The organism is Actinokineospora sp. NPDC051303, from assembly GCF_055586285.1.
Genome location: NZ_JBVJIN010000053.1, coordinates 1 through 22904, shown reverse-complemented (window position 1 = coordinate 22904; position 22904 = coordinate 1). Strand labels below are relative to the sequence as shown.

At 70.3% G+C, this 22904-nt stretch carries 25 protein-coding genes; 16 read left to right on the top strand and 9 right to left on the bottom strand.

All coding sequences use genetic code 11. The features are described 5' to 3' along the window. The first annotated feature begins 16 nt into the window (after positions 1-16). The 10 genes from nucS to ACZ6SD_RS27590 all read left to right on the top strand — a co-directional run bounded on the left by nucS (position 17) and on the right by ACZ6SD_RS27590 (position 10110). Complete coding sequence (nucS, locus tag ACZ6SD_RS27635; RefSeq protein WP_465319924.1) at positions 17-676, top strand: endonuclease NucS; 660 nt, start codon at positions 17-19, stop codon at positions 674-676. Positions 677-746: 70 nt separating this feature from the next. Next, positions 747-1601: an alpha/beta fold hydrolase gene (locus ACZ6SD_RS27630; protein ID WP_465319923.1), complete on the top strand. Its 855-nt coding sequence runs from the start codon at positions 747-749 to the stop codon at positions 1599-1601. Continuing rightward, entirely contained in the window at positions 1598-2017 is a 420-nt protein-coding gene (locus ACZ6SD_RS27625; protein ID WP_465319922.1) for a hypothetical protein, read from the top strand. Before ACZ6SD_RS27630 ends, ACZ6SD_RS27625 begins: the two co-directional genes overlap by 4 nt. A gap of 72 nt (positions 2018-2089) precedes the next feature. Beyond that, positions 2090-3787: a sodium:solute symporter family protein gene (locus tag ACZ6SD_RS27620; RefSeq protein WP_465319921.1), complete on the top strand. Its 1698-nt coding sequence runs from the start codon at positions 2090-2092 to the stop codon at positions 3785-3787. Positions 3788-3800: 13 nt separating this feature from the next. Next, positions 3801-4052: a hypothetical protein gene (locus ACZ6SD_RS27615; RefSeq protein WP_465319920.1), complete on the top strand. Its 252-nt coding sequence runs from the start codon at positions 3801-3803 to the stop codon at positions 4050-4052. 58 nt (positions 4053-4110) lie between these two features. Next, positions 4111-5115 (top strand): DUF3558 family protein, encoded by a 1005-nt coding sequence (locus ACZ6SD_RS27610; protein ID WP_465319919.1) that lies wholly within the window; start codon positions 4111-4113, stop codon positions 5113-5115. A 57-nt stretch (positions 5116-5172) separates the two neighbouring features. After that, entirely contained in the window at positions 5173-6165 is a 993-nt protein-coding gene (dhaK, locus tag ACZ6SD_RS27605; RefSeq protein ID WP_465319918.1) for a dihydroxyacetone kinase subunit DhaK, read from the top strand. Then, a complete protein-coding gene (gene dhaL / locus ACZ6SD_RS27600) occupies positions 6165-6806 on the top strand; it encodes a dihydroxyacetone kinase subunit DhaL (protein ID WP_465319917.1) in 642 nt (213 codons plus the stop codon). The genes dhaK and dhaL overlap by 1 nt, the downstream gene beginning before the upstream one ends. Then, positions 6803-7468: a dihydroxyacetone kinase phosphoryl donor subunit DhaM gene (dhaM, locus tag ACZ6SD_RS27595; protein WP_465319916.1), complete on the top strand. Its 666-nt coding sequence runs from the start codon at positions 6803-6805 to the stop codon at positions 7466-7468. Before dhaL ends, dhaM begins: the two co-directional genes overlap by 4 nt. Positions 7469-8325: 857 nt before the next feature. Next, positions 8326-10110, top strand: coding sequence for a 3-hydroxyacyl-CoA dehydrogenase family protein (locus tag ACZ6SD_RS27590; protein WP_465319915.1), 1785 nt, complete (start codon positions 8326-8328; stop codon positions 10108-10110). Between the two features lie 48 nt (positions 10111-10158). Here the strand turns inward: ACZ6SD_RS27590 and ACZ6SD_RS27585 are convergent, their stop codons facing one another. The 3 genes from ACZ6SD_RS27585 to ACZ6SD_RS27575 are packed head-to-tail and all read right to left on the bottom strand — an operon-like array spanning position 10159 to position 12094. Next, positions 10159-10371 (bottom strand): FmdB family zinc ribbon protein, encoded by a 213-nt coding sequence (locus ACZ6SD_RS27585; protein ID WP_465319914.1) that lies wholly within the window; start codon positions 10369-10371, stop codon positions 10159-10161. Positions 10372-10414: 43 nt separating this feature from the next. Further along, positions 10415-11404: an aldo/keto reductase family protein gene (locus tag ACZ6SD_RS27580; RefSeq protein WP_465319913.1), complete on the bottom strand. Its 990-nt coding sequence runs from the start codon at positions 11402-11404 to the stop codon at positions 10415-10417. A 42-nt stretch (positions 11405-11446) separates the two neighbouring features. Beyond that, a complete protein-coding gene (locus ACZ6SD_RS27575; protein WP_465319912.1) occupies positions 11447-12094 on the bottom strand; it encodes a DUF3043 domain-containing protein in 648 nt (215 codons plus the stop codon). Between the two features lie 43 nt (positions 12095-12137). Here ACZ6SD_RS27575 and ACZ6SD_RS27570 point away from each other — a divergent pair, with 43 nt between their 5' ends. Then, a complete protein-coding gene (locus tag ACZ6SD_RS27570; RefSeq protein ID WP_465319911.1) occupies positions 12138-13235 on the top strand; it encodes a glycerate kinase family protein in 1098 nt (365 codons plus the stop codon). A gap of 134 nt (positions 13236-13369) precedes the next feature. Next, positions 13370-13732 carry a HesB/IscA family protein gene (locus ACZ6SD_RS27565; protein WP_465319910.1) on the top strand — a complete coding sequence of 121 codons (363 nt, stop codon included), beginning with the start codon at positions 13370-13372 and terminating at the stop codon, positions 13730-13732. Positions 13733-13811: 79 nt separating this feature from the next. Here ACZ6SD_RS27565 and ACZ6SD_RS27560 read toward each other — a convergent pair whose 3' ends face one another. Beyond that, positions 13812-13982 (bottom strand): hypothetical protein, encoded by a 171-nt coding sequence (locus tag ACZ6SD_RS27560; protein WP_465319909.1) that lies wholly within the window; start codon positions 13980-13982, stop codon positions 13812-13814. Between the two features lie 209 nt (positions 13983-14191). Here ACZ6SD_RS27560 and ACZ6SD_RS27555 point away from each other — a divergent pair, with 209 nt between their 5' ends. After that, a complete protein-coding gene (locus tag ACZ6SD_RS27555; protein WP_465319939.1) occupies positions 14192-15127 on the top strand; it encodes a carbohydrate kinase family protein in 936 nt (311 codons plus the stop codon). A 337-nt stretch (positions 15128-15464) separates the two neighbouring features. Here the strand turns inward: ACZ6SD_RS27555 and map are convergent, their stop codons facing one another. Then, positions 15465-16232: a type I methionyl aminopeptidase gene (map, locus tag ACZ6SD_RS27550; protein WP_465319908.1), complete on the bottom strand. Its 768-nt coding sequence runs from the start codon at positions 16230-16232 to the stop codon at positions 15465-15467. A 276-nt stretch (positions 16233-16508) separates the two neighbouring features. On the opposite strand from map, the gene ACZ6SD_RS27545 reads away from it, so the two are divergent. Next, positions 16509-16775 carry a helix-turn-helix domain-containing protein gene (locus ACZ6SD_RS27545; RefSeq protein ID WP_465319907.1) on the top strand — a complete coding sequence of 89 codons (267 nt, stop codon included), beginning with the start codon at positions 16509-16511 and terminating at the stop codon, positions 16773-16775. Positions 16776-16817: 42 nt separating this feature from the next. On the opposite strand, the gene asnB is transcribed toward ACZ6SD_RS27545, so the two are convergent. Next, the gene (asnB, locus tag ACZ6SD_RS27540; protein ID WP_465319906.1) at positions 16818-18746 is read right to left on the bottom strand and encodes an asparagine synthase (glutamine-hydrolyzing); all 1929 of its coding nucleotides are present in this window, start codon (positions 18744-18746) and stop codon (positions 16818-16820) included. A gap of 253 nt (positions 18747-18999) precedes the next feature. Here asnB and ctaC point away from each other — a divergent pair, with 253 nt between their 5' ends. Both ctaC and ACZ6SD_RS27530 read left to right on the top strand, forming a co-directional pair. Then, the gene (gene ctaC, locus ACZ6SD_RS27535) at positions 19000-19959 is read left to right on the top strand and encodes an aa3-type cytochrome oxidase subunit II (RefSeq protein ID WP_465319905.1); all 960 of its coding nucleotides are present in this window, start codon (positions 19000-19002) and stop codon (positions 19957-19959) included. A gap of 49 nt (positions 19960-20008) precedes the next feature. Continuing rightward, a complete protein-coding gene (locus ACZ6SD_RS27530; protein WP_465319904.1) occupies positions 20009-20407 on the top strand; it encodes a cytochrome c oxidase subunit 4 in 399 nt (132 codons plus the stop codon). Positions 20408-20519: 112 nt separating this feature from the next. Here ACZ6SD_RS27530 and ACZ6SD_RS27525 read toward each other — a convergent pair whose 3' ends face one another. From ACZ6SD_RS27525 to ACZ6SD_RS27515, 3 genes are all read right to left on the bottom strand, one after another. Next, positions 20520-21953: an MFS transporter gene (locus tag ACZ6SD_RS27525; RefSeq protein WP_465319903.1), complete on the bottom strand. Its 1434-nt coding sequence runs from the start codon at positions 21951-21953 to the stop codon at positions 20520-20522. Continuing rightward, positions 21946-22647, bottom strand: a complete 702-nt coding sequence (locus tag ACZ6SD_RS27520) for a PfkB family carbohydrate kinase (RefSeq protein WP_465319902.1) — start codon at positions 22645-22647, stop codon at positions 21946-21948. The genes ACZ6SD_RS27525 and ACZ6SD_RS27520 overlap by 8 nt, the downstream gene beginning before the upstream one ends. After that, a partial coding sequence (locus ACZ6SD_RS27515; protein ID WP_465319901.1) for a methionine adenosyltransferase domain-containing protein occupies positions 22644-22904 on the bottom strand: 261 nt, incomplete at its 5' end. The genes ACZ6SD_RS27515 and ACZ6SD_RS27520, both read right to left, overlap by 4 nt.

Genomic DNA, 22904 nt, shown 5'->3' with positions numbered 1-22904 from the left:
GGCTAACCTGCCACCCGTGCGTCTTGTGATCGCTCGCTGCCAGGTCGACTACGCCGGGCGGCTGACCGCCCACCTCCCGATGGCCAACCGGCTATTGCTGGTGAAGGCCGACGGCTCGCTGTCGGTCCATTCCGACGACCGCGCGTACAAGCCGCTGAACTGGATGACCCCGCCGTGCTGGCTCATCGAGGAACCCGGCATGTGGGTCGTGCAGAACAAGGCGGGCGAGAAGCTGGTCATCACCCTGGAGGAAATCCTCCACGACTCCAAGCACGAGCTCGGCGCCGAACCCGGCCTGGTCAAGGACGGCGTCGAAGCCCATTTGCAGGAGCTGCTCGCCGAGCACATCACTACCCTCGGCGAGGGCTACTCCCTGGTCCGCCGCGAGTTCCCCACCGCCATCGGCCCGGTCGACATCATGTGCCGCGACGCCGAGGGCGTCTCGGTGGCCGTGGAAATCAAGCGACGCGGCGACATCGATGGCGTGGAACAACTCACCAGATACCTGGAACTGCTCAACCGCGACCCCCTGCTGGCCCCGGTCCAGGGCGTCTTCGCCGCCCAGATCATCAAGCCCCAGGCCAAGGTCCTCGCGGAAGACCGCGGCATCCGCTGCGTCACCCTCGACTACGACTCCCTGCGCGGCATCGAGTCCGACGAGTTCCGCTTGTTCTGACCTGACGGGCGAGTCGTGCCTATCCTGGTGAGATAGCTCAGGTTTCGCTCATCCACTGGGGAGGCACGGCGTGCCGGATGTGATGGTGCCCGCGGGCCGGATTCACTACGAGGACACCGGGGGCGAGGGTCCCGTCGTGGTGCTGTTGCACGGGCTCACCATGGACCACACGCTGTGGCGCAAGGTTCTGCCCGGTCTCGGCGGCCTGCGCTGTGTCCTGCCGACGCTGCCGCTGGGTGGGCATCGGGTGCCGATGCGGCCCGACGCCGACCTCAGCCTGCGCGGGCAGGCCAGGATCGTCGCCGACTTCCTCGCCGCGTTGGATTTGTCGGCGGTGACGTTGGTCGGCTGCGACTGGGGTGGGGGCCAGTTGCTGGTGTCGGAGAACCTGGACGAGCGGGTCGGCAGGCTGGTGCTGGTCGCCTGTGAGGCGTTCGACAACTACCCGCCGAAGGGGGCGGCTCGGGTGGTGGCGAAGGCGGCGAAGGTGCCGGGCGCGCTCTCGCTGGCGTTGCTGCCGCTGCGGTCGCGGTTTCTGCGCAACCGGCCCCAGGTGTGGGGCGGGATGACCGTCCACGGCATTCCCGACGACATCCTCGACCGCTGGCTCAACCCGTCGCTCACCAATCCGACCATTCGGCGGGACCTGCGCAAGTACGTCACGTCGGTGCCCGGCAAGCGCGTTCTGCTGGAGTGGGCTGAGCGCCAGAGCCGGTTCGACCGGCCGGTCCTCGTCGTCTGGGCGGGGCGGGACCGGCTGATGCCCCAGGAGCACGGCAGGCGCCTCGCCGAGCTGTTCCCGCGCGGGCGCCTGGTCGAGATCGCCGACAGCGGCACCCTGGTCCCGGAGGACCAGCCGGAGCGGCTGGCCGAGGCGATCCGCGCGTTCGTCACCGCGGGCGATCAGGACACGGTCCGCCGGTGAGTCCAGAAGGGACCGACGAGGCCGAGATCGACCAGGCGCTGATCGATCTCTTCCACACCGAGCCGGGCGCCGAGCAGCCGGTCATGGACCGGTTGGCCGCGTTCGGGGCGGCCGGTTTCCACCGGGTCACCGGCCTCTACGACTCCACCGACGTCCCGGAAGCCCTGCGGCGCCGGATGGCCGAACTCGGCCGGGAGACCATCGACGTCTGGAATGTCGCCATCACGGCCGTCGCCCGCGCCAACCCCGCGCTGTACGTCGACAGCATCGGCGAGCCGACCACCGCCGACCTCGTCCGCCTCGCCACCATCGACGACCCGCGCGTCGAGGAGATTCTGACCAGGGCGCTCGACCACCCGGACTGGCTGCACCGCTATCACGCGGAGAACTCGCTCAAGGAGCGGAAACACGGCTAGCGTCGCCGTGCGGTTGCGGCCGCGCGGGTCCATGCTGATGCCGATCACTGGCGAGGAACGGGCGGTGGAGGCATGCACCTACTGGCGGAGGCCGATCTGCGGCTGGACGCGGCTCCCATCGACTACATCCTGCTGGCCGTCTACTTCGTGATGGTGCTGGGCATCGGGGCGCTCGCTCGGCGGTCGGTGTCGAGCAGCCTCGACTTCTTCCTGTCCGGCCGCTCGCTGCCCGCGTGGGTGACCGGGCTGGCGTTCATCTCCGCGAACCTCGGCGCGGTCGAGATCTTCGGCATGACGGCCAACGGCGCGCAGTACGGCATCCCGACGATGCACTACTACTGGATCGGCGCGATCCCGGCGATGGTGTTCCTCGGCCTGGTGATGATGCCGTTCTACTACGGCTCCAAGGTCCGCAGCGTGCCCGAGTTCCTGTTGCGCCGCTTCGGGAAGTTCGCGCACCTGGTCAACGGGCTCAGCTTCGCCACGGCCCAGGTGCTGATCGCGGGCGTCAACCTGTTCGCGCTCGCCACCGTGGTCAACCTGCTGCTCGGCTGGCCGCTGTGGCTCTCGGTCGTGGTCGCCGCCGTGATCGTGCTTGCCTACACGTCGCTGGGCGGGCTTTCCGCGGCCGTCTACAACGAGGTCATGCAGTTCTTCGTGATCGTGGCGATGCTGCTGCCGCTCACCTTCGTCGGGCTGCACCGGGTCGGCGGGTGGGACGGGCTGGTCGACAAGATCCGCGCCGCCAGCCCCGCCACCGCGGCTGAGCAGTTGAACTCCTGGCCGGGCACCAACATCACCGGCATCGGCGACGCGACGCTCTCGGTGCTGGGTATCGTGTTCGGGCTCGGTTTCGTGCTCTCGTTCGGCTACTGGACGACGAACTTCGCCGAGGTGCAGCGCGCGATGTCGGCCAAGAGCATGTCGGCGGCCCGGCGCACGCCGCTGATCGGCGCGTACCCCAAGACGTTCATCGCGCTGGTCATCATCATCCCGGGCATGATCGCCGCGGTGCTGTCGCCGGAACTGGCCGCCTACAAGGCGTCCGGCGGCACGGCCGAGGGCGGCGTCACCTACAACAACGCGATCCTGCTGCTCATCCGCGACCTGCTGCCCAACGGGATGCTCGGCATCGCGATCACCGGGCTGCTGGCCGCGTTCATGGCGGGCATGGCCGCCAACGTCAGCTCGTTCAACACCGTGTTCACCTACGACCTGTGGCAGTCCTATGTCCGCAAGGACAAACCGGACGGCTACTACCTGCGCGTCGGCCGCGTCGTCACCGTCCTCGGCTGCCTCGCCGCGATCGGGACCGCGTTCATCGCGGCCAGCTTCAACAACATCATGGACTACCTGCAGACCCTGTTCGGCTTCTTCAACGCGCCGCTGTTCGCCACGTTCATCCTCGGCATGTTTTGGAAGCGGATGACCCCGCTCGCGGGCGGCCTCGGGCTGATCGCGGGCACCGCGGCGGCGATCACCGTGGACGTGCTCAACCGCGCCGACGTGCTGAACCTGGCCGGGCAGGGGGCGAGCTTCGTCGCGGCGAGCGCGGCGTTCGCGGTGGACATCGCGGTCAGCGTCGGGGTGTCGCTGGTCACCCGGCCCAAGCCCGCGGCGGAGCTGGTCGGGCTGGTGTGGTCGCTGACCCCGCGCGACCAGCTCCGGCACGACACGACCGGGGAGGACGCGGGCTGGTACCGCAGGCCCGGCGTGCTGGCCGCGGGCGTGCTCGCGCTGACCCTGGCGCTCAACATCATCTTCTGGTGAGGAAGGACCGGCCATGACCGACCGCAAGCGCGCTGGGCTGTTCGACCTGCGCGGCATCCTGGCCCTGCTGTTCGGCGTCTACGGCCTGGTGCTGACGGTGATGGGCATCGCGGCCACTTCCCAGGAAGACCTGGACAAGGCGGGCGGCATCAACGTCAACCTGTGGATGGGCGTCGCCATGCTGGTCGCGGCGGCGCTGTTCGCCCTGTGGGTGGTGCTGCGCCCGCTGACCGTGCCGGAAAAGGACCCTGTGGACACCCCGTGAGCTGCGGATTGGTGGGTTAGCCGCACGGCGGCCCGCCCGGGTGGCTACCGTTTGGCCCGTGAGGGGCTCAACACGACTGGCCGCGGCGTGCGTGGCGGCGGTGACGCTCGCGGGCTGCGGCTCGGGCGTCGACCTGGCGAAGACCACCTATCAGCGCACGACCGTGCCCGCGACGGCCGACCTCGGCGGCACCGGCGGCGGCCCGTCGAACACCTCCGGCGGCGGCGACCCGTTCGTGGCCGAGAACCTGCGCAAGGTCAACCCGTGCGGGCTCATGGACACCGACACGCTCACGGCGTTCGGCGAGCCCGCGAACAGCAGGCTCCGCGACTACGTCCTGTGCTCCAACTACATGAAGGACACCGACGGCAAGGAGCTGAACTTCACCCTCACCCTGGGCGAGCTGGCCAGCTCCAGCGAGGCCGAGACCACGAAGACCATTGGCGGCCTGCCCGCGAGCGAGTCCGAGCTGGACGACAAGACGGCCTGCTTCGTCACCGTCATCACCGAGCGCGACCCCGCGCGCGGCATCACCGTGCAGACCGGCGGTGACGGCCCCGGCGACCTGTGCACCCCGGGCCGCAAGCTGCTGGAGACCGTGGTCAACCGCATTCGCGACGACGCGCCGCTGCTTGAGCTGGCCAAGGGCACCCTGGTCGACCTGGAGCCGTGCACGCTGGTCCCCGAGTCCGCGCTCACGCCGGTGATCGGCGATGGCGCGAAACCGCGGCCGAGCGGCCTGCACACCTGCGACTGGAACGCCAGCGGAGACTCTTTCTCGATCGCCTTCAAGCTCGGCACCAAGCCCGACGACCTCGCCGAGGCCGCCGAGACCACCCCGGTCAACCTCGGCGGCGGCGTGACCGCGCAGCAGAAGCATGAGACCAACTCGGGGGTGCGGTGCAGGCTGGAGTGGGCGCACGTGCCGTACCCGGCGGACTCCGAGATCGCCGAGGTGGTCAGCATCGACTACAGCCGCTACGAGCCGCCACCGGACGAGGACGCCTGCGCGAAGACCCAGGCCGTGGCGAAGGCGCTCATCCCGAAGCTGCCCGCCCGCTAGCCAGGGCGGCCCGCCGGGTGTAGGAACGAGAGCGGTTCCGCCTGGTCGGGAGGCCCGATGAAGAAGATCGTGAACGACCCCGCCGACGTGGTCGTGGAGGCGCTGCGCGGGTTGGCCGCGGCGCATCCGGACCTGCTGCGGGTCACCGAGGACCCGGCCGTGGTGGTCCGGTCGGACGCCCCGGTGCGTGGGAAGGTCGCGGTGGTCTCCGGTGGCGGCTCGGGCCACGAGCCGCTGCACACCGGCTTCGTCGGCCCCGGCATGCTCGACGCGGCCTGCCCCGGCGCGGTCTTCACCTCGCCGACCCCGGACCAGGTCCAGGCCGCTGTGTCGCAAGTGGACGGTGGGGCCGGAGTTCTGTTGCTGGTCAAGAACTACACCGGTGACGTCCTCAACTTCGAGACCGCCGCCGAACTGCTCGGCGGAGACGTGCGCACGGTGGTGATCGATGACGACGTCGCCGTCCAAGACTCCCTGTACACCGCGGGCCGCCGCGGCGTCGGCGGCACGGTGCTGCTGGAGAAGATCGTCGGCGCCGCCGCCGAAGCGGGTGCCGACCTCGACACCTGCGAACGCCTGGCCCGCGCGGTGATCGCGAACACCCGCTCGATGGGCATGGCGCTCACCGCCCCGACCGTGCCGCACGTCGGGGAGCCCAGCTTCACCCTCGCCGACGACGAGATGGAAGTCGGCATCGGCATCCACGGCGAACCCGGCCGCCGCCGCACCGCCTTGGCCGACGCCAACGGCATCGTCACCGCCCTGCTCGACCCGATCCTGTCCGACCTGCCGTTCACCGAGGGCGACCGCGTGCTGCTGTTCACCAACTCGATGGGCGGCACCCCGCTGCTGGAGCTGTACCTCGCCCACGGCATCGCGGAAAGACTGTTGGCCGAGCGCGGAATCACGGTGGCGCGCAGACTGGTGGGGCCGTTCATCACGAGCCTGGAGATGAAGGGGATGAGCCTCACCGTGCTGCGCTTGGACGACGACCTCCTGCGCTGGTGGGACGCCCCCGTCCACACCGCCGCCCTGCGCTGGGGCCGCTGATGCCCTGCGACGCGGCAGCGGTGGCCACCGCGATCCGCGCGGCCGCAGCGGTGATCACCACCCACCGCGACGAGCTGGTCCGCCTCGACCAGGCCATCGGCGACGCCGACCACGGCGAAAACCTCAAGCGGGGCTTCGGTTTCGTAGTGTCCAGTTTGGACGCTGGAGTTCCCGACACCCCCGCCGCGGTCCTGAAACTGGTGGCGACGACCTTGATCTCCAAGGTTGGCGGCGCCGCCGGTCCCCTCTACGGCACGGCGTTCCTGCGGGCGGCCACCGCCCTCGGCGACGCCCCGGAACTAACCCCGGAATCGGTGGCCGCGGCCCTACGGGCGGCGGTAGGCGGGGTGATCGCCCGAGGGAAAGCGGAGGTAGGGGACAAGACCATGGTCGACGCCCTCGCCCCCGCCGCCGACGCCGCCGAACAGGTGGCCACCGGCGCCGTCACAGCAGAGTTGGCGAAAGTGCTGCGGTCCGCCGCTGACGCGGCCGAAGCAGGCGCGGACTCCACGGTGCCCCTGATCGCACGGAAGGGACGCGCCTCCTACCTGGGCGAACGCGCCGTCGGCCACCTCGACCCCGGCGCAAGGTCCTCCGCCCTGCTCCTGCGCTCCTTCGCCACCTCGGCGGCGCGCCCATGACACGGGTCGGGTTGGTCATCGTCTCCCACAGCCAGCGCCTCGCCGAAGGCGTGGTCGAGTTGGCCCAGCAGATGGCGCCGGACGTCACCCTCATCGCGGCGGGCGGCTCGGATGGCGAACTGGGCACCGACTTCGACATGGTGTCCAACGCGGTCGCCCAGGCCCAGTCCGGCGCGGGCGTCGCCCTGCTCTACGACCTCGGCAGCGCCAAAATGGTCGCCGACCTAGCCGTGGAAATGCTCGGCGACCCAACCGAAGCGGTAGTCGTCGACGCCCCACTGGTGGAGGGGACGGTAGCCGCCGCCGTAGCCGCCCAAGGCGGCGCCACCCTCGACGCCGTGCTGTCCGCCGCCGCCTCCGCCCTCACCGACGTGCTGTCGGACAAACCCACCACCCCCGAAAACAGCCTGGAGATCGTCCTCACCAACGCCGTAGGCCTCCACGCCCGCCCAGCCGCCCTACTGGCCAACACCCTGACCGGCCTAGACGCCGAAGTGACCGTCTCCTTCAGCGGCCGCTCCGCCAACGCCCGCAGCGTCCTAGCCCTCCTCTCCCTAGGCACCACCGGCGGCGACCAAGTGACCATCACCGCCTCCGGCCCTGACGCCCCCCAGGCCCTCAACCGCATAGGCGACCTAGCCACCAACAACTTCGGCGACTGACCCCACCGGCGACTCTCGGGATAAACGTGCCAGCCACCCCCACTCGGCACTCGGGCGCGGCTTCAAGATCGCGAGTTATCCACAGGCAAGATCGTTCTGGCCTGTTTTGTCGGCCTGGCTTGATAGACTGGAGCGGGGTCAGCCCCCAGGGTGGGTGGGGTTTTGTTGTGGGGCTGTGGGGCGGCAAATCAAGAGCAGTCGCGGACGTGGCTGGGGCGGTGGTTGGGTGGCTTTTGGGTGGGCTGGCACCAGCCTGGTCTTCCTGTCTGCCTTGGCCTTCCGGTCAGTCCGCCCCCCCACGAAGCCGAACCGGCGCTCGCCAGGTGCTCGATGGGGTAGAGCATCCACCCCGACCTCCTGTCAGGCCGCACCTAACCCTGCCAGGGGCTCGATCGGGCGGACTGAGCAGCGAACCCGCCCCCCACGAAGCCGTACCCGGCCCTGCCAGGTGCTCGATGGGGTGGAGTGGTTTCTTTGGGGGTGAAGGAAGATCCCTAAACTTGCCGTGGTCGTGGGGCCGTAGGCTCCCCACCCGTCTTTCCCACGACGGGATCTTCCTTCGTAGGGGCCCCAAAGAAACTACTCCACCCCATCGAGCAGACCACGAAACCCGGGAACCACGGAACCCATCGAGCAACCCCACCAACCCAGGACCCCCACCGAGCACACAAGCGAGCAGGACCCCGCCAAGCAGCGAAGTACTCACCAGGGGCTAACCCAGGTAACCCCAACTTCACCATGAACGGTCCAGTGGTGCAGTTCACCTGGAGTTCGCCCAGTGACATGGCAGTATCAGGCGATGATGTTACCGGCAGGTAGCGTCTTGGGTGCTGTCCAAAGTGACTGCGGAGGTAGCTGTGGCGCGTGAGTTCTCCACCGTTGGCGTTGTCGGGCTCGGGACGATGGGCGCGGGCATCGCTGAGGTACTGGCTCGCACGGGGGTGCGGGTCGTGGCGGTGGAGGTCGATGACGCTGCCGTGGCGCGGGGGCGTGGCCACATCGAGCACTCCACTGGGCGGGCGGTGGCCAAGGGCAAGCTGGAGGAGGCCGCGCGCGCGGATCTGTTGGGGCGGATCAGCTACAGCACCGCGCTGGCGGACCTCGCCGACGCCGACCTGGTGATCGAGGCGGTGCCGGAGCAGCTTGAGCTCAAGGCGAAGGTGTTCGGCGAGCTGGACAAGATCGTGGGGCCGGAGGCGATTCTGGCTTCCAACACCTCGTCGCTGTCGATCACCGAGATCAGTGTCCAGACTGGACGGCCGGGCAAGGTCGTCGGTCTGCACTTCTTCAACCCGGCCCCGGTGCTGAACCTGACCGAGGTCGTGCGCACGGTGATGACCGAGCCGGACGTGGTGACCGATGTGGTCGAGTTCGCGCGGACGCTGGGCAAGGAGCCGGTCGTCATCGGCGACCGCGCCGGGTTCATCGCCAACGCGCTGCTGTTCGGCTACCTCAACCACGCCGTGTCGATGTACGAGGCCAAGTACGCGACCCGCGAGGACCTCGACGCCGCCATGCGCTACGGCTGCGGCTACCCGATGGGCCCGCTGGCGCTGCTCGACCTGATCGGGCTCGACACCGCCTACGAGATCCTCGACACGATGTACGCGCAGTCGCGCGACCGGCTGCACGCGCCCGCCCCGATCCTCAAGCAGATGATCACCGCGGGCCTGCTGGGCCGCAAGACCGGCCGCGGCTTCTACACCTACGAAAGCCCGGGATCGCCGACCGTCGTCGCCGACGAGCTGACCCCGGCCGCCGCGGGCGGCAGCGATGTCGCGGTGCGCGAGATCCAGCGGGTCGGCGTGGTCGGCACCGGCACGATGGCCACCGGCATCGTGGAGGTGTTCGCGCGCAAGGGATACGACGTCGTGCTGCGCGCCCGCAGCACCGAGAAGGCCGAAGCGGCCGTCGGCAAGGTCCGCAAGTCGCTCGACCGGCAGGTCGCCAAGGGCCGTCTGTCCGAAGAGGACCGCGACGCGGTGCTGGCGCGGGTCTCGCCCGCCGTGGAGTTCGAGGAACTGGCCGACTGCGACCTGGTCATCGAGGCCGTCGCCGAGGAACTGGCGATCAAGCAGGAGGTGTTCGGCGCCCTGGACAAGGCGGTGAAGCCGGGCGCGATCCTGGCCACCAGCACCTCGTCGCTGCCGGTCATCGAGTGCGCCGCGGCCACCTCGCGCCCGGCGGACGTGGTTGGTCTGCACTTCTTCAACCCGGCCCCGATCATGAAGCTGGTCGAGATCGTGGAGACCATCTCCACCGGCGCGGACGTGGTCGCCACCGCTGACGCGATCTGCCGCAAGGTCGGCAAGCAGCCGGTGCACTGCGGCGACCGGGCGGGCTTCATCGTCAACGCGCTGCTGTTCCCGTACCTCAACGACGCGGTGAAGATGCTGGAGGCGCACTACGCCGAGGCCGACGACATCGACGCGGCCATGAAGATCGGCTGCGGCCTGCCGATGGGCCCGTTCGAGCTGCTCGACGTCGTGGGCCTGGACGTCTCGCTCGCCATCGAGCGCACCCTCTACAACGAGTTCCACGAGGCTGGCTTCGCGCCAGCCCCGCTGCTGGAGCACCTGGTCACCGCGGGCCGCCTCGGCCGCAAGACCGGCAAGGGCTTCCGCGACTACACCAAGAAGTAGCCAGGTCAGGCGACGGCCCCCGCGCCCGCGCGGGGGCCGTTCGCTTGCTCAGCCGCAGCAGCCGCCGCCGCAGCACCCGCCGCCACCGCCGGACGGGGCGGCGGGCGCGCCCGCTTTGCCCGCCAGCCCGGCCATGGTGAGCAGCTTGACCGTGTCGTCATGCCCCCGCGGGCACGGCGCGGGCGCGGACGACTCGCTCATCGGCCGGTTCACGTCGAAGGTCGATCCACACTCGCGGCAACGGAACTCATAGGTAGGCACGCAGCCATTGTGCCTTCTCAGGTCCGCGCGAGCAGCCGGGCCGTCACGGGCTGACGGTGAGGCTGGGGTCGCGCTCGATCACGCCGTCCAGCACGGAGTCGATCTTCGCCAGCAGGTCCGCGTCCAGCTTCACGCCCGCGGCCTTGACGTTCTCCCCGACCTGCTCCGGCCGCGACGCGCCGATGATCGCCGAGGCCACGTTCGGGTTCTGCAGCACCCACGCCACCGCGAGCTGCGCCAGCGACAGCCCGGCCTCCTCGGCGAGCGGCTTGAGGTTCTGCACGGCGGTGAGCACGTCGTCGCGCAGCCAGTGGGCGATGAAGTCCTTGCCGCTGGCCTCGTCGGTCGCGCGGGACCCCGCAGGCGGCGTCGCCCCGGGCTGGTACTTGCCGGTCAGCACGCCCTGCGCGATCGGCGACCACACGATCTGCGAGATGCCCTCCCGCTCGGACGCGGGCACGACCTGGTCCTCGATCACCCGCCACAGCATCGAGTACTGCGGCTGGTTCGAGATCAGCGGCACGTTCAGCTCCCGCGCCAGCGCCGCGCCCCGGGTGATCTGCTCCGCGGTCCACTCCGAGACCCCGACGTAGAGGACCTTGCCCTGGCGCACCAGGTCGGCGAAGGCGAGGAAGGTCTCCTCAAGCGGCACCGTCCGGTCGAAACGGTGCGCCTGGTAGAGGTCGACGTAGTCGGTGCCCAGCCGCCTGAGCGAGGCGTTGGCCGACTCCATGATGTGCTTGCGGCCCAGCCCCCGGTCGTTGGGCCCGCCGGGGCCGGTCGGCCAGTAGACCTTGGTGAAGATCTCCAGCCCCTCCCGGCGCTGGCCCTTGAGCGCGCGGCCGAGCACCGACTCGGCCTTGGTGTTCGCGTAGACGTCCGCGGTGTCGAACGTGGTGATGCCCGCGTCGAGGGCGGCGCGCACACAGGCGTGCGCGGCGTCCTCCTCGACCTGCGAGCCGTGGGTGATCCAGTTGCCGTACGAGATCTCAGAGACGTTCAGGCCGCTGCGGCCGAGGCGACGAAACTCCATGACCGCAATCTACTTCGCCTTGCTAAGAACCTGCCACCCGTTTCAGACGGGGTCGCCGGGGGCGACGCGCGGCTTGGGAACCCGCAGTTTCCGCAGCTGGGTGGCGCGGACGAAGGCGTACCAGCCGGTGGAGAAGCCGCGGACGTTCTCCTTGGGGAACTTCGCGCGCACCAGCTTGGCGATGCGGCGGCCGTTGAGGATGGCCTCGATCACCATCATGATCAGCATCAGCAGGCAAGCCAGTGTCGCGTACTGCTGCACCGCCAGCGACGGCGCCAGCAGCGCGACGAACACCACGACGGCCAGTGGCATGAACAGGCCCAGCAGGTTGCGCTTGGCGTCCACGAGGTCGCGGATGTAGGCCTTGACCGGGCCCCGGTCGCGCGGCATGAGGTAGCGGTCGTCGCCCTCGTTCATCCGCCTGCGCTGCTCGACGCGCTGCTCCCGGCGCTTGGCGGCGAGCGCCTTGCGCTCCTCCTTGCTGCCGCGCGCGCGGCGCATCGCCTCCCGGGTGGTCTTCGGCGGCGGCGGGACCGGCCCGCGCTTGCGGCCCTCGGCCTCGCGGCGCTTGGGCGTCGGCCTGCCCTTGCCCGGGGTGCGCGCCTTGTTCGTCTCGCCCACCGTCACGGCGGCCTCATCGACCTGCTCGGTGTCGGGGCTGTCGGCTGCGCTGCGGCGAAGGAACCTCACGTCGACAGGGTATGACAAGGCCCGCGCTCGCTACGCTGCGGCCGTGCGAGTCGTCATCGCGCCGGACTCGTTCGGCGGCACGCTGAGCGCCGCGGAGGCCGCCGCGGCCATCGCGGCGGGCTGGACCCGGGGCGATCCCGCGGCCAGGCTCGTCCTTCGTCCCTTGGCCGACGGCGGCCCCGGTTTTGTCGACGTCCTGCACGCGGCCCTCGGCGGCGTCGTCCACCGGCGCACTGTCACCGGCCCGCTGGGCGATCCCGTCGAGGCGCGCTGGCTGTTCCACGACGGTGCCGCGTATGTGGAATCCGCCGAAGCCATCGGCCTGCACCTTGTCCCGGCCGCCCAACGGCCCGCGGCGTGCGAGACGGCCACCAGCCGCGGCGTCGGCGAACTGGTCGCCGCGGCTTATGCCGCTGGCGCCCACACCATCGTCGTCGGCCTCGGCGGCTCCGCCACGACAGACGGCGGCATGGGCGCGCTGGCCGCCTTGGCGGAGGGTGTGGGCGCGCCGCTGGACCTGCCTGGCGTCGCCGCCCTGTTCGCGGCGCGACCTGGTGCGGCGCGGGTGGGCGGGACCCGGCTGGTGGTGGCGGTCGATGTGGAGAACCCGCTGCTCGGCCCGCATGGCGCCGCGGTCACGTTCGGGCCGCAGAAGGGGGCCGACCCCGCTGCCGTGGCGCGGCTGGAAACCCGGTTGGCCGCCTGGGCCGACGACCTCGCCGCCCGGCTGGGCCGTGATCCGCGGGCCGAGCCGGGCGCGGGCGCGGCGGGCGGACTCGGGTTCGCCCTGCTCACGTTGGGTGGCGACGCGGTGTCCGGGGCGGGGCTGGTGCGCTCGGCGACCGCTCTCGACCAGGCCCTCGACCACGCCGACCTGGTGGTGACCGGAGAGGGGAGCTTCGACTGGCAGTCGCTGCGCGGCAAGCTGGTGACCGCCGTCGCCGCCGCCGCGGCCGAGCGGGGTGTGCCGTGCCTGGTGCTGGCCGGGCAGGTCGGGGTCGGGCGCAGGCAGGCCGCCGCGGCGGGGGTCGACGCCGCGCACTCGGTGGCCGAGCACGTGGGCTCGGTGGCCGCCGCGCTCGCCGATCCGGCGGGCACTCTCGCCGCGTTGGCCGAGCACGTAGCGTCGCAGTGGCGCTGAAAGACCGCCCCGAGGTGAGCACGGGAACAGATCCGGTCCCGATTGTGTCACCATGGGGAGAGCACGGAACAAAGTCCGCGCCCACGCTGTTGTGCCGGGCGTACGCCCGAGTAGGACCTTCCCTAGGGAGAACGATGACGACCGCTCAGGAATCGAGCACCGAGGCCGCGACCCACGGTGTGGAGCTGTCCGAAGCCGCAGCTGTCAAGGCCAAGGCTCTGCTCGACCAGGAGGGCCGCGACGACATGCACCTGCGCATCGCCGTCCAGCCCGGTGGCTGCGCGGGCCTGCGCTACCAGCTCTTCTTCGACGAGCGCACCCTCGACGGCGACCTGTTCCGCGACTTCGACGGCCTCAAGGTCGCCGTGGACCGGATGAGCGCCCCCTACGTCCAGGGCGCCGTGATCGACTTTGTCGACACCATCGAGAAGCAGGGCTTCACGATCGAGAACCCGAACGCGGGCGGCAGCTGCGCCTGTGGCGACTCGTTCCACTGATCCGAGAACGCCACCGACCCTCACCGAACGCCGACTAGGGCCGCGATCGCGCGATCGTGGCCCTTTCGGCGTTTCGGTGTCAGACGTATTCGTCCAGGTCGGCGACCTGCGCGTGACATGCCTCATTGACCGTCCACGCCCCGACCGCGCGGGGCTGCTGCCGGGAAGTCGGGTCGGCCGCGAGGGTGGCGGGGATGAACGCGCAGTCCGCGATCAGCTCGGTGATGGTGTCTGGCTCTCGTGTGCTCATCCACCGCACGGTAAGCCCAGTGGCGGACGGTTCCCAGGGCTACGGAACGGTAGTGTTCAAAGGTGATCTGAGACCACCCCCGCGGGTGGTTCGGCACCCATGATCGCCGCCCAGACCGAGTTCGACGCCGACTCCGCCGTCGACCCGCCTAGACAGGGAGGGCCCTCGTGCCCGTTGCCGTCACCGGAAGCATCGCCACCGATCACCTGATGCACTTCCCCGGAAGGTTCGCCGAGCAGCTTGTCGCCGAGCAGCTGCACCGGCTCTCGCTGAGCTTCCTGGTCGACGACCTGGTCGTCCGCCGCGGCGGCATCGGGGCCAACATCGCCTTCGGGCTCGGTGTGCTCGGTGTGTCGCCGGTCCTGGTCGGCGCGGTGGGCGCCGACTTCGCCGATTACCAGTCCTGGCTGGAGCGCCACGGCGTCGACTGCTCGGGCGTGCGGATCTCCGAGGTCGCCCACACCGCCCGGTTCGTGTGCACCACCGACGACGACATGTGCCAGATCGCCTCGTTCTACGCGGGCGCCATGTCCGAGTCCCGGCTCATCGAGCTGTCGCCCATCGCCGACCGCGTCGGCGGCCTGGACCTGGTCCTGATCAGCCCGGACGACCCCGAGGGCATGCTCCGGCACGCCGACGAGTGCCGCCAGCGCGGCTACCGCTTCGGCGTCGACCCGTCCCAGCAGATGGCCCGGATGCCCGGCGACCAGATCCAGGCGTTCATCACCGGCGCCGACTACCTGTTCACCAACGACTACGAGTGGGAACTGCTGCGCCAGAAGACCGGCTGGTCCGAGCGGGAGGTCATGGACCGCGTCGGCCTGCGCATCACCACCCTGGGCGAGAAGGGCGTGGAGATCGTCGCCAAGGACGGCTCGGTCCTGCACGTCGGCGCCGTCCCCGAGACCAGCAAGGCCGACCCCACCGGCGTCGGCGACGGCTTCCGGGCGGGCTTCCTCGCGGGCCTCACCCAGGGCCTGAGCCTGGAGCGGTCCGCGCAGCTGGGCTCCCTGGTCGCCGTCCTGGTCCTGGAGACCATCGGCACCCAGGAGTGGACCTTCCGCAAGGCCGAGGCCACCTCCCGCATCAGCGGAGCCTTCGGCCCGGACGCCGCCGCCGAGATCGAAGCCGTGCTGCCTGGCTGACCCGGCCGTCGAGGATGCGGGCTTTCGGTCTTCCGAAGGCCCGCATCCTTGTCTCCGCGCCCGTCATCTGCTCGGAAAGCAGCCGATTCCCCGCAGGCGCGCAAAGCGGCCACTCCCCGGCGCCGCCGCCTCGCCCGCGCCCACCAAGCCCCCCTTGTTCCCCCGCCTTTCCGTCCGTTTCACCGCCCGTTTTCGCCGCCCGCCGCCCCCACCGCAAAGCCCACCCTCCCTGGGGGCCATCCCCGCTCCAGCCTATCGCCGCAGGTCAGCGCGGGGAATAGGGACGGCGGACCGGTGGATCACTAACGGGTATGTGGATAACTGGCGGCGGTGAAAGTCACAACGCGGTTAGAATGCGCGGCCCGTCTTCGGTGATGGCCACCGTGTGCTCGACGTGGGCGGCGCGGCTGCCGTCGGTGGTGCGCAGGGCCCAGCCGTCGCCGTCGACCGCGTAGTCGTCCTGGCCACCCGCGTGCAGCATTGGCTCGATGGCCAGCACCATGCCCGGCCGCAGACGCAGGCCGCGCCCCGGCTTGCCCTCGTTGGGCACGCCGGGGGGCTCGTGCATGGCGCGGCCGACGCCGTGGCCGCCGAAGTCGTCCTGCATGCCGTATCCGCCCGCGCGCACGACGCTGCCCACGGCGTGCCCGATGTCCCCGAGCCGCCCGCCCGGCACGGCGGCGGCGATGCCCGCCGCCAGCGCCCGCTCGGCGGCCGAGATCATCGCCACATCCGCCGCCCGCGCCGTCCCGACCACGAACGACACCGCCGAGTCCCCGTGCCAGCCGTCGACGTTCGCCCCGAAGTCGATGCTGACCAGGTCCCCGTCCCGCAGCCGGGTCCGGTCCGGAATCCCGTGCACGATCACCCCGTTGACCGACGCGCAGATCACCGCGGGAAACGGCGTCGGAGCGAACCCAGGCAGGTAGTCCAGAAACGACGACTTGGCCTTGTGCGTGGCCAGCACGTCCCGAGCCACCTCGTCCAGTTCCAGCAGCCGCACCCCGACCGCCGCCGCGTCCCGCACCGCCGCCAGCGCGACCGCCACAACCTGCCCTGCGGCCCGCATCGCGGCCAGCTCACCCGGTGTCTTCAACTCGATCATGCGGATAACTATACCGGTATTGTTGTACCGCTCTCCGCTCAAGGGCGGGCACTGAACGCGGTGAGCGGGAGCGACACCCGTGCTTGGGTTCACCTATCCGGCACCCACGATCACAACGCCGAGAAACAGGCGAGCAGATGGCCGAAGAAGTTCGCTGCCTGGCAGGCGCTGCCGTGGCGCTGGCCGGGCTGCGGTTTCAGCGACCGACGAGGGAGTTTCCCGGGACCGCCCGTCGAACCCCGGTAGATCCGGCCGGAGCGGTATTACTATTGCCGCATGGTGCGACCACCGCTGAGCCAGGACGAGCGCGACCGAGGCGAACTGCTCGGCGCCCTGTTGCGGGAGGCGCGGGCCGACCGGAGCATGGTCGAGGTGGCCGCCGCGGCGGGGATCTCGGTGGAGACGTTGCGCAAGATCGAGCGGGGGCGGGTGCCCACGCCCGCGTTCTTCACCGTCGCCGCCATCGCGGGCGCGGTCGATTTGCCGTTGGACGACCTGCTCGCCCGCACCACGGCGCCGACGCCCGGGTTGTTGTCGGCCTGAGCGAAGCCGGAGGGCCGCCCGAAGCGGACGGCCCTCGCGGGGTCAGATCTTGACCGGGTAGTGCGGCTCCGGCGGGACCACCGTGATCCGGCGCTCGATGAAGATGCCGTGCCAGATCATGAACACCAGCAGCGCCCAGATGCGCCTGCTGTGGTCCAGCGTGCCCGCCCGGTGCTCCTCCAGCAGGCGCATGACGGCGTTCTTGTCGATCAGCGCGTCGGTCTGCGACTGCATCACGATGTCGCGGGCCCAGTCGTACATCTCCTCGCGCAGCCACAGCCGGATCGGGACCGGGAAGCCGAGCTTGCGGCGGTTGAGCACGTGCGCGGGCACGACCCGGCGCAGCGCCTGGCGCAGGGCGTACTTCGTGGTCTCCTTGGTGAGCTTCTGCTCCAGCGGCACCTCGGCCGCCACCCGGAACACCTCCGGGTCCAGGAACGGCACCCGCAGCTCCAGCGAGTTCGCCATGGTCATCTTGTCCGCCTTGACCAGGATGTCGCCGCGCAGCCACGTGTAGAGGTCCACGTGCTGCATCCGGGTCACCGGGTCCCAGGACTCCGACTCGCGGTAGTGCGCCGCGGTGATGTCCTTGTGGCTGACGCGCGGGTCGAACGTGCGCAGCACCGCGCGCAGCTGGTCGTCGCGGAAGATGCGGGCGTTGCCGTAGTAGCGGTCCTCCAGGCTCAGCGCGCCGCGGCGCAGCAGGTCCTTGCCCCGGGTGCCGTCGGGGATCTTCGTGGAGACCTTGCCCAGGACCTTGCGCAGCGCCCCGGGCACCCGCTCGAACGGCGCGAGCGACAGCGGCTCGCGGTAGATCGTGTAGCCGCCGAACAGCTCGTCGGCGCCCTCGCCGGACAGCACGACCTTCACGTGCTTGCGGGCCTCGCGCGCGATGAACCACAGCGGGACCAGCGCCGGGTCGGCCACCGGGTCGTCGAGGTACCAGACGATGAGCGGCAGGGCCTCCATCATCTCGTGCGCCGACACCGTGCGGACCACGTGCTTGACCCCGATCGCGGCGGCCGACTCGGCGGCCACGTCGACCTCGGAGTAGCCCTGCCGCTCGAAGCCCGTGGTGAACGTCACCAGGTCCGGGTTGTGCTCGCGGGCCAGCGCGGCGATCGCCGTCGAGTCGATGCCGCCGGAGAGGAACGAGCCGACCGTCACATCCGCGCGCATGTGCATCCGCACCGAGTCGCTCATGACCTCGGCGATGCGCGAGTACAGCGCCTCGGCGTCGGCGGGGCCGCGCACCGGGGTCGGCCGGAACCGCGGCAGGAAGTACCGCCTGGTCACCGGCTCCTCGCCCGGAGTCAGGGTGAACGACGTGCCGGACTCGATGCGGTGGATCGCGTTGTGCAGCGACGCGGGCTCGGGCACGTACTGCAACGTCAGGTAGTGCTGCAGCGAGCGCCGGTCGAGTTCCTGCTTGATCCCCAGCAGCGGCGCGAGTTCCAGAATGGACTTCTTCTCACTGGAGAAGGCCACCCCGCCGGGGCCAGCGGCGTAGAACAGCGGCTTGATGCCGAACGGGTCGCGCGCGCCGAACAGCGTCTGCCGCGCCGAGTCCCAGATCAGGAACGCGAACATGCCGCGCAGCCGGGTGACGGCGGCCTCGCCGAGGTAGTGGTAGGCCGCGACGATCGTCTCCGAGTCGCCGTCGGTGGTGAACCGCGCGCCGAACCGGTGCGTCAGCTCCGCCCGAAGCTCCAGGTAGTTGTAGATCTCGCCGTTGAACAGCAGCGTGTACCGGTTGGGCGCCTCCGGCGGGCCCCACGGCAGCGGCTGGTGCGAGTGCTCCAGGTCGATCATCGCGAGCCGGTTGAAGCCGAAGACGGCCTCACCGCCGGTCCAGGTCCCGCTCTCGTCGGGGCCGCGGTGGCGCTGGCAGCGCATCGCGGCGCCGACCGCGGAGCGCGCCGCGGTGGCATCCATTTCCGAAGGGCAGACCAGGCCAAGAAGACCGCACACGCTGTTCGCGCACCTCTCGTGTCGAGCCGGTATCTCGCGGGGAGAGGCCAGTATGCCGGTCCCAGTCACCCCGCCTGACACGGCCGCGTCCGCCCCGAAGTGTGACCGAGATCCGTTCCCCCCTCAGGGGGTGTGGCCTGGGTCGCTGGGCTAGGCTCCGGATTGCTCTATCAGGAGCGCCGATCGCCGCTGCCCGCGGCGGCGGACGCGGACCGGGGAGCGTGGAGATACCGCCTCAAGGAGGAGTCGCGCAGTGGGCACACCCAAGGGTGTCGGGAACCGCACGCCAGTGGCCCGGCTGACCAAGGTCGCCGGTCTCGTCGCGCTGGTCGCCCTCGGCGCCACCGGCTGCTCCACCGACGAGGTGCTGCGGTTCGGCTGGCCGGAGGGCATCACCCCGCAGGCCGACCGGATGCGCGAGTTCTGGACCTGGTCGGTCGTCGCGGCGCTGGTCATCGGTGTGATCACCTGGGCGCTGATCCTGTGGCCGGTGGTGGCGCACCGCAAGCGCGGCGACAAGCTGCCCAAGCAGTTCCAGTACAACCACTTCCTGGAGCTGATCTACACCGGCATCCCGGTCGTCATTGTGGTGGTGCTGTTCTACTTCACCGCGACCACGCAGAACTACGTGCAGGCCGAGACCGACGACCCCGACGTGACGGTGGACGTGCTCGCCTTCCAGTGGAACTGGGAGTTCGACTACAAGTCCTATAAGGACACCAAGGGCGCCTTGCAGAAGCCCGCGGCCCCCGGCGACGACACGGTCCGCACCATCGGCAGCTCCGCCGAGATCCCGCTGCTGGTCCTGCCGACCAACCGGACGATCCACTACAACCTGCGCGCCCGCGACGTCATCCACTCGTTCTTCGTGCCGGAGTTCCTGTTCAAGCGCGACGTCTTCCCGCACCCGGAGAAGAACAACCAGGACGCGACGTTCCAGAACACGATCGACCGCACCGGCTCGTTCGTGGGCCGCTGCGCGGAACTCTGCGGCACCTACCACGCGGTGATGAACTTCGAGGTCCGCGCCGTCACCCCCGAGCAGTTCGACCAGTACATGGCGCTGCGCACCCAGACCAACCCCAAGACCGGCAAGGGTTACACCGCGGCCGAGGCGCTGACCGAGATGAACTGCGGCGAGCTGTGCTCCCCGACCGCGGTCACCACCAAGCCGTTCAACACCGACCGCACCGCGCGCACCGCGTCCAACTGAGACGGTTGCGCATGGACACCGCGGCACGACAGGTGAATGTGAGGACAGCATGAAGGTCGAAGCCAGGCTCTTCGATGTCACGACCGGCTTCTTCTTTCTCTCGGCCATCGTCTACGGGCTGTGGGCGAAGGAGCCCGTGGGCACGGTCGCCTTGATCCTCACCGGTGGGCTCTCGCTCATCGTCGGGTCTTACTTCCACTTCATCGCCCGCCGCCTCGAACAGCGCCCAGAGGACAACCCGGACGCCGAGGTCAGCGACGGCGCGGGCGAACTCGGCTTCTTCAGCCCCGGCAGCTACTGGCCAGTCGCCATCGCCGCGTCCGCCGCCCTGGCGGGCTTCGCCATGGCGTTCTGGCAGGTGTGGCTGCTGACCATCGCCATCGTCTTGGTCCTGATCACAGTCGGCGGCTTGATCTTCGAGTACCACACTCGCCCAGACCACGACTGATCCAGACCCCAGTCACACGGCCGCTGCCCCCTTCCGGAACCGGAAAGGGGCAGCGGCGGTCTTCGGGCACCGCTGCTCGACCGGTTTCGTCAGCGCCAGACGCGGCCATGGATCACGGTGTTCCGGAGCCGTGCTCCTCGACGCGGGCGGGACGAGCTAGGCCGTGGGGGTCAGGTGCGCGGGCCTCGGCGGCTGGGCCGGACGTCCCCAGCGAGGCCGCGACAGTGGCGACCGCGTAGCAGAGCGCGAACAGGACGAAGGCCAGGTGCGGTTGCCCGGCTCCTGCGGCCGCGCCGACCAGCAGGGTGGCTAGCAGGCTTGCCACCCTGCCCGAGGCATTGGCCGCGCCGACCCCGGTCGAGCGCAGGGTGGCCGGGTAAAGCGACGGGGTGAATGGCACGATGCCGCTGAAACCGCCTTCCTGGCAGAAGGACAGCGCCCAGCCGACGGCGAGCAGCAGTGGGAGCGTGGGCGGCGCTCCGAGCAGCGTCCCGAACCCCAGGGTGAGTCCGGTCGCGGCGACGCCCATTCCGACGATCACCGCGCGCGGCCCCGCGCGGCGGATCAGGGGCAGCATCGCGACCCGCCCCGCGATGGCGCCGAGTTGGAAGCCGAGGGTGTAGCCGAGGACGTCGGCCAAGGGCATGCCGGTCAGGGTCAGCAGGGTGGGCAGCCACAGGGTGATGCCGAAGTAGGCGAAACTCCAGGCGAACCACAGCGTCCAGGCAAGCAGCGTGGCCCGGCGGTAAGGGCGGGACAGCACCGAGCAGGTCTCCTGGACCGAGACCAGCCCGCCGGGCTTGGGTGGGTTTTCGGTGGCGATCGGAGTCCCGGGTGCTGGTGAGTGTTCGGCGGTGGCTGGGGTGCCGGGTGTGGGCGGGCTCTCGGCGGCAACCGGGGAGCCGAGGGCGACCCAGCGCGCGGAGCGTTCCGCGGCTTCGGTTTTGCCTTGGGACAGTAGGAAAGCGGGGGTCTCCGGGATGAGGCTCCGCGCGGCCAGCAGTAGCACGCCGGGCAGGGCGCAGGCCAGGAAGGTGCCGCGCCAGCCCACCTCCGGCAGCAGCCAGCGAGCCAGCCCTGTCGCGGACAGCGCGCCCACTCCGAAGGCCACGGCCCACAGGCTGAGCAAGCGGGCGCGGGACGCGCGGGGCAGGAACTCGTGCAGCAAGGCGGTGTCCACCGGGATCAAACCGCCCATGCCCACCCCGACGCAGAACCGCAGGAGGGCCAACTGGACCGGGTCGCGCGCCGCGGCGCACAGGGCACCGAAACCGGTGAACAGGGCTGCGGTGAGCTGGAACGTGGGGCGTCTGCCAATCCGGTCGGCGACCCGGCCGAACACCAGGGATCCGAGGAACATGCCGGGCAAGGCAGCCGCGGTGAGTATCCCGACCGTGGACGGAGCCAGCGCCCACTCCCGCAGCAGCGCGGGTGCCACCAGCGCCATCGCCTGCAGGTCCATCGAGTCGAAGAACGCGCCCCCGACGCACACCGCGAAGACCAGCCAGTGCCGCCGGTTCAGCGGCAGCGCGTCGAGGTCAACCATCGGCGACCCAGTCGTCAGCGTTGAACCGGACAGACCGGACGCGGGAGGCGAGGTCGATCACGGCGCCGGGTCCATAGGCCTCGCCGACGCGGCTGAGCAGGCTGCCCAGACCGATCTCGTAGTTTCGCGAGCCCGGCGACTCCAGGGCGAACGCGGCCTGGACACAGCCGAGTTGGGCCGAGCGCGGGACAGACAGCCCGCAGGCCACGCCCGCGAGGAACCCGGCGCGGAACGCGTCCCGCGCACCGGCCGGGTCGACTACTCGAACACCGGAGACCGCGGACACGGTCACCGGCTCGGCGCCCAGAGCGTCGACCTGGACACCGCGCTCGCCGAGGCAACGCACCCAGGAGCCGACGCGGCGCAGCACCTCATCGTGCGACCACCTGGTGCCCTCGACCAGCGATCTGGAAGTGCTGGGGCAGGTGAACAGCCAGGTCGCGCCGTCGACCAGGTCCGGGGCCGCCGGTGCCGCTGAGGGACAGGCGGCGAACGGGGCGCCTGAGGACCGGCAGTCGTAGGTGTGCCGCAGTGTCAGAGCCGGGTCTTCAGTCCCGGGGGCGATGACCACGAGGTCGGCCGCAGGGATCGTCGTCGACCCCTGCACCCTGGCTTGCGCCACGCCGAGCCGGGCCAAGCCGAAGGCCAGGTTGGCCGCGGCCGCCCCTGAACCGGAGACGACCACGCGGGTCACAGCGACAAAGCGTGCCGCAGCGCGTCGGCGCGGTCGGTCTGCTCCCAGGGCAGGTCCAGCTCGGGGCGGCCGAAGTGGCCGTAGGCCGCGGTCTGGGCGTAGATGGGGCGCAGCAGGTCGAGGTCGCGGATGATCGCGGCCGGACGCAGGTCGAAGACCTCGCGGATCGCGGACTGGATCTTGAGCGGGTCGACGTTCTCGGTGCCGAAGGTCTCCACGAACAACCCGACCGGGGCGGCCTTGCCGATCGCGTACGC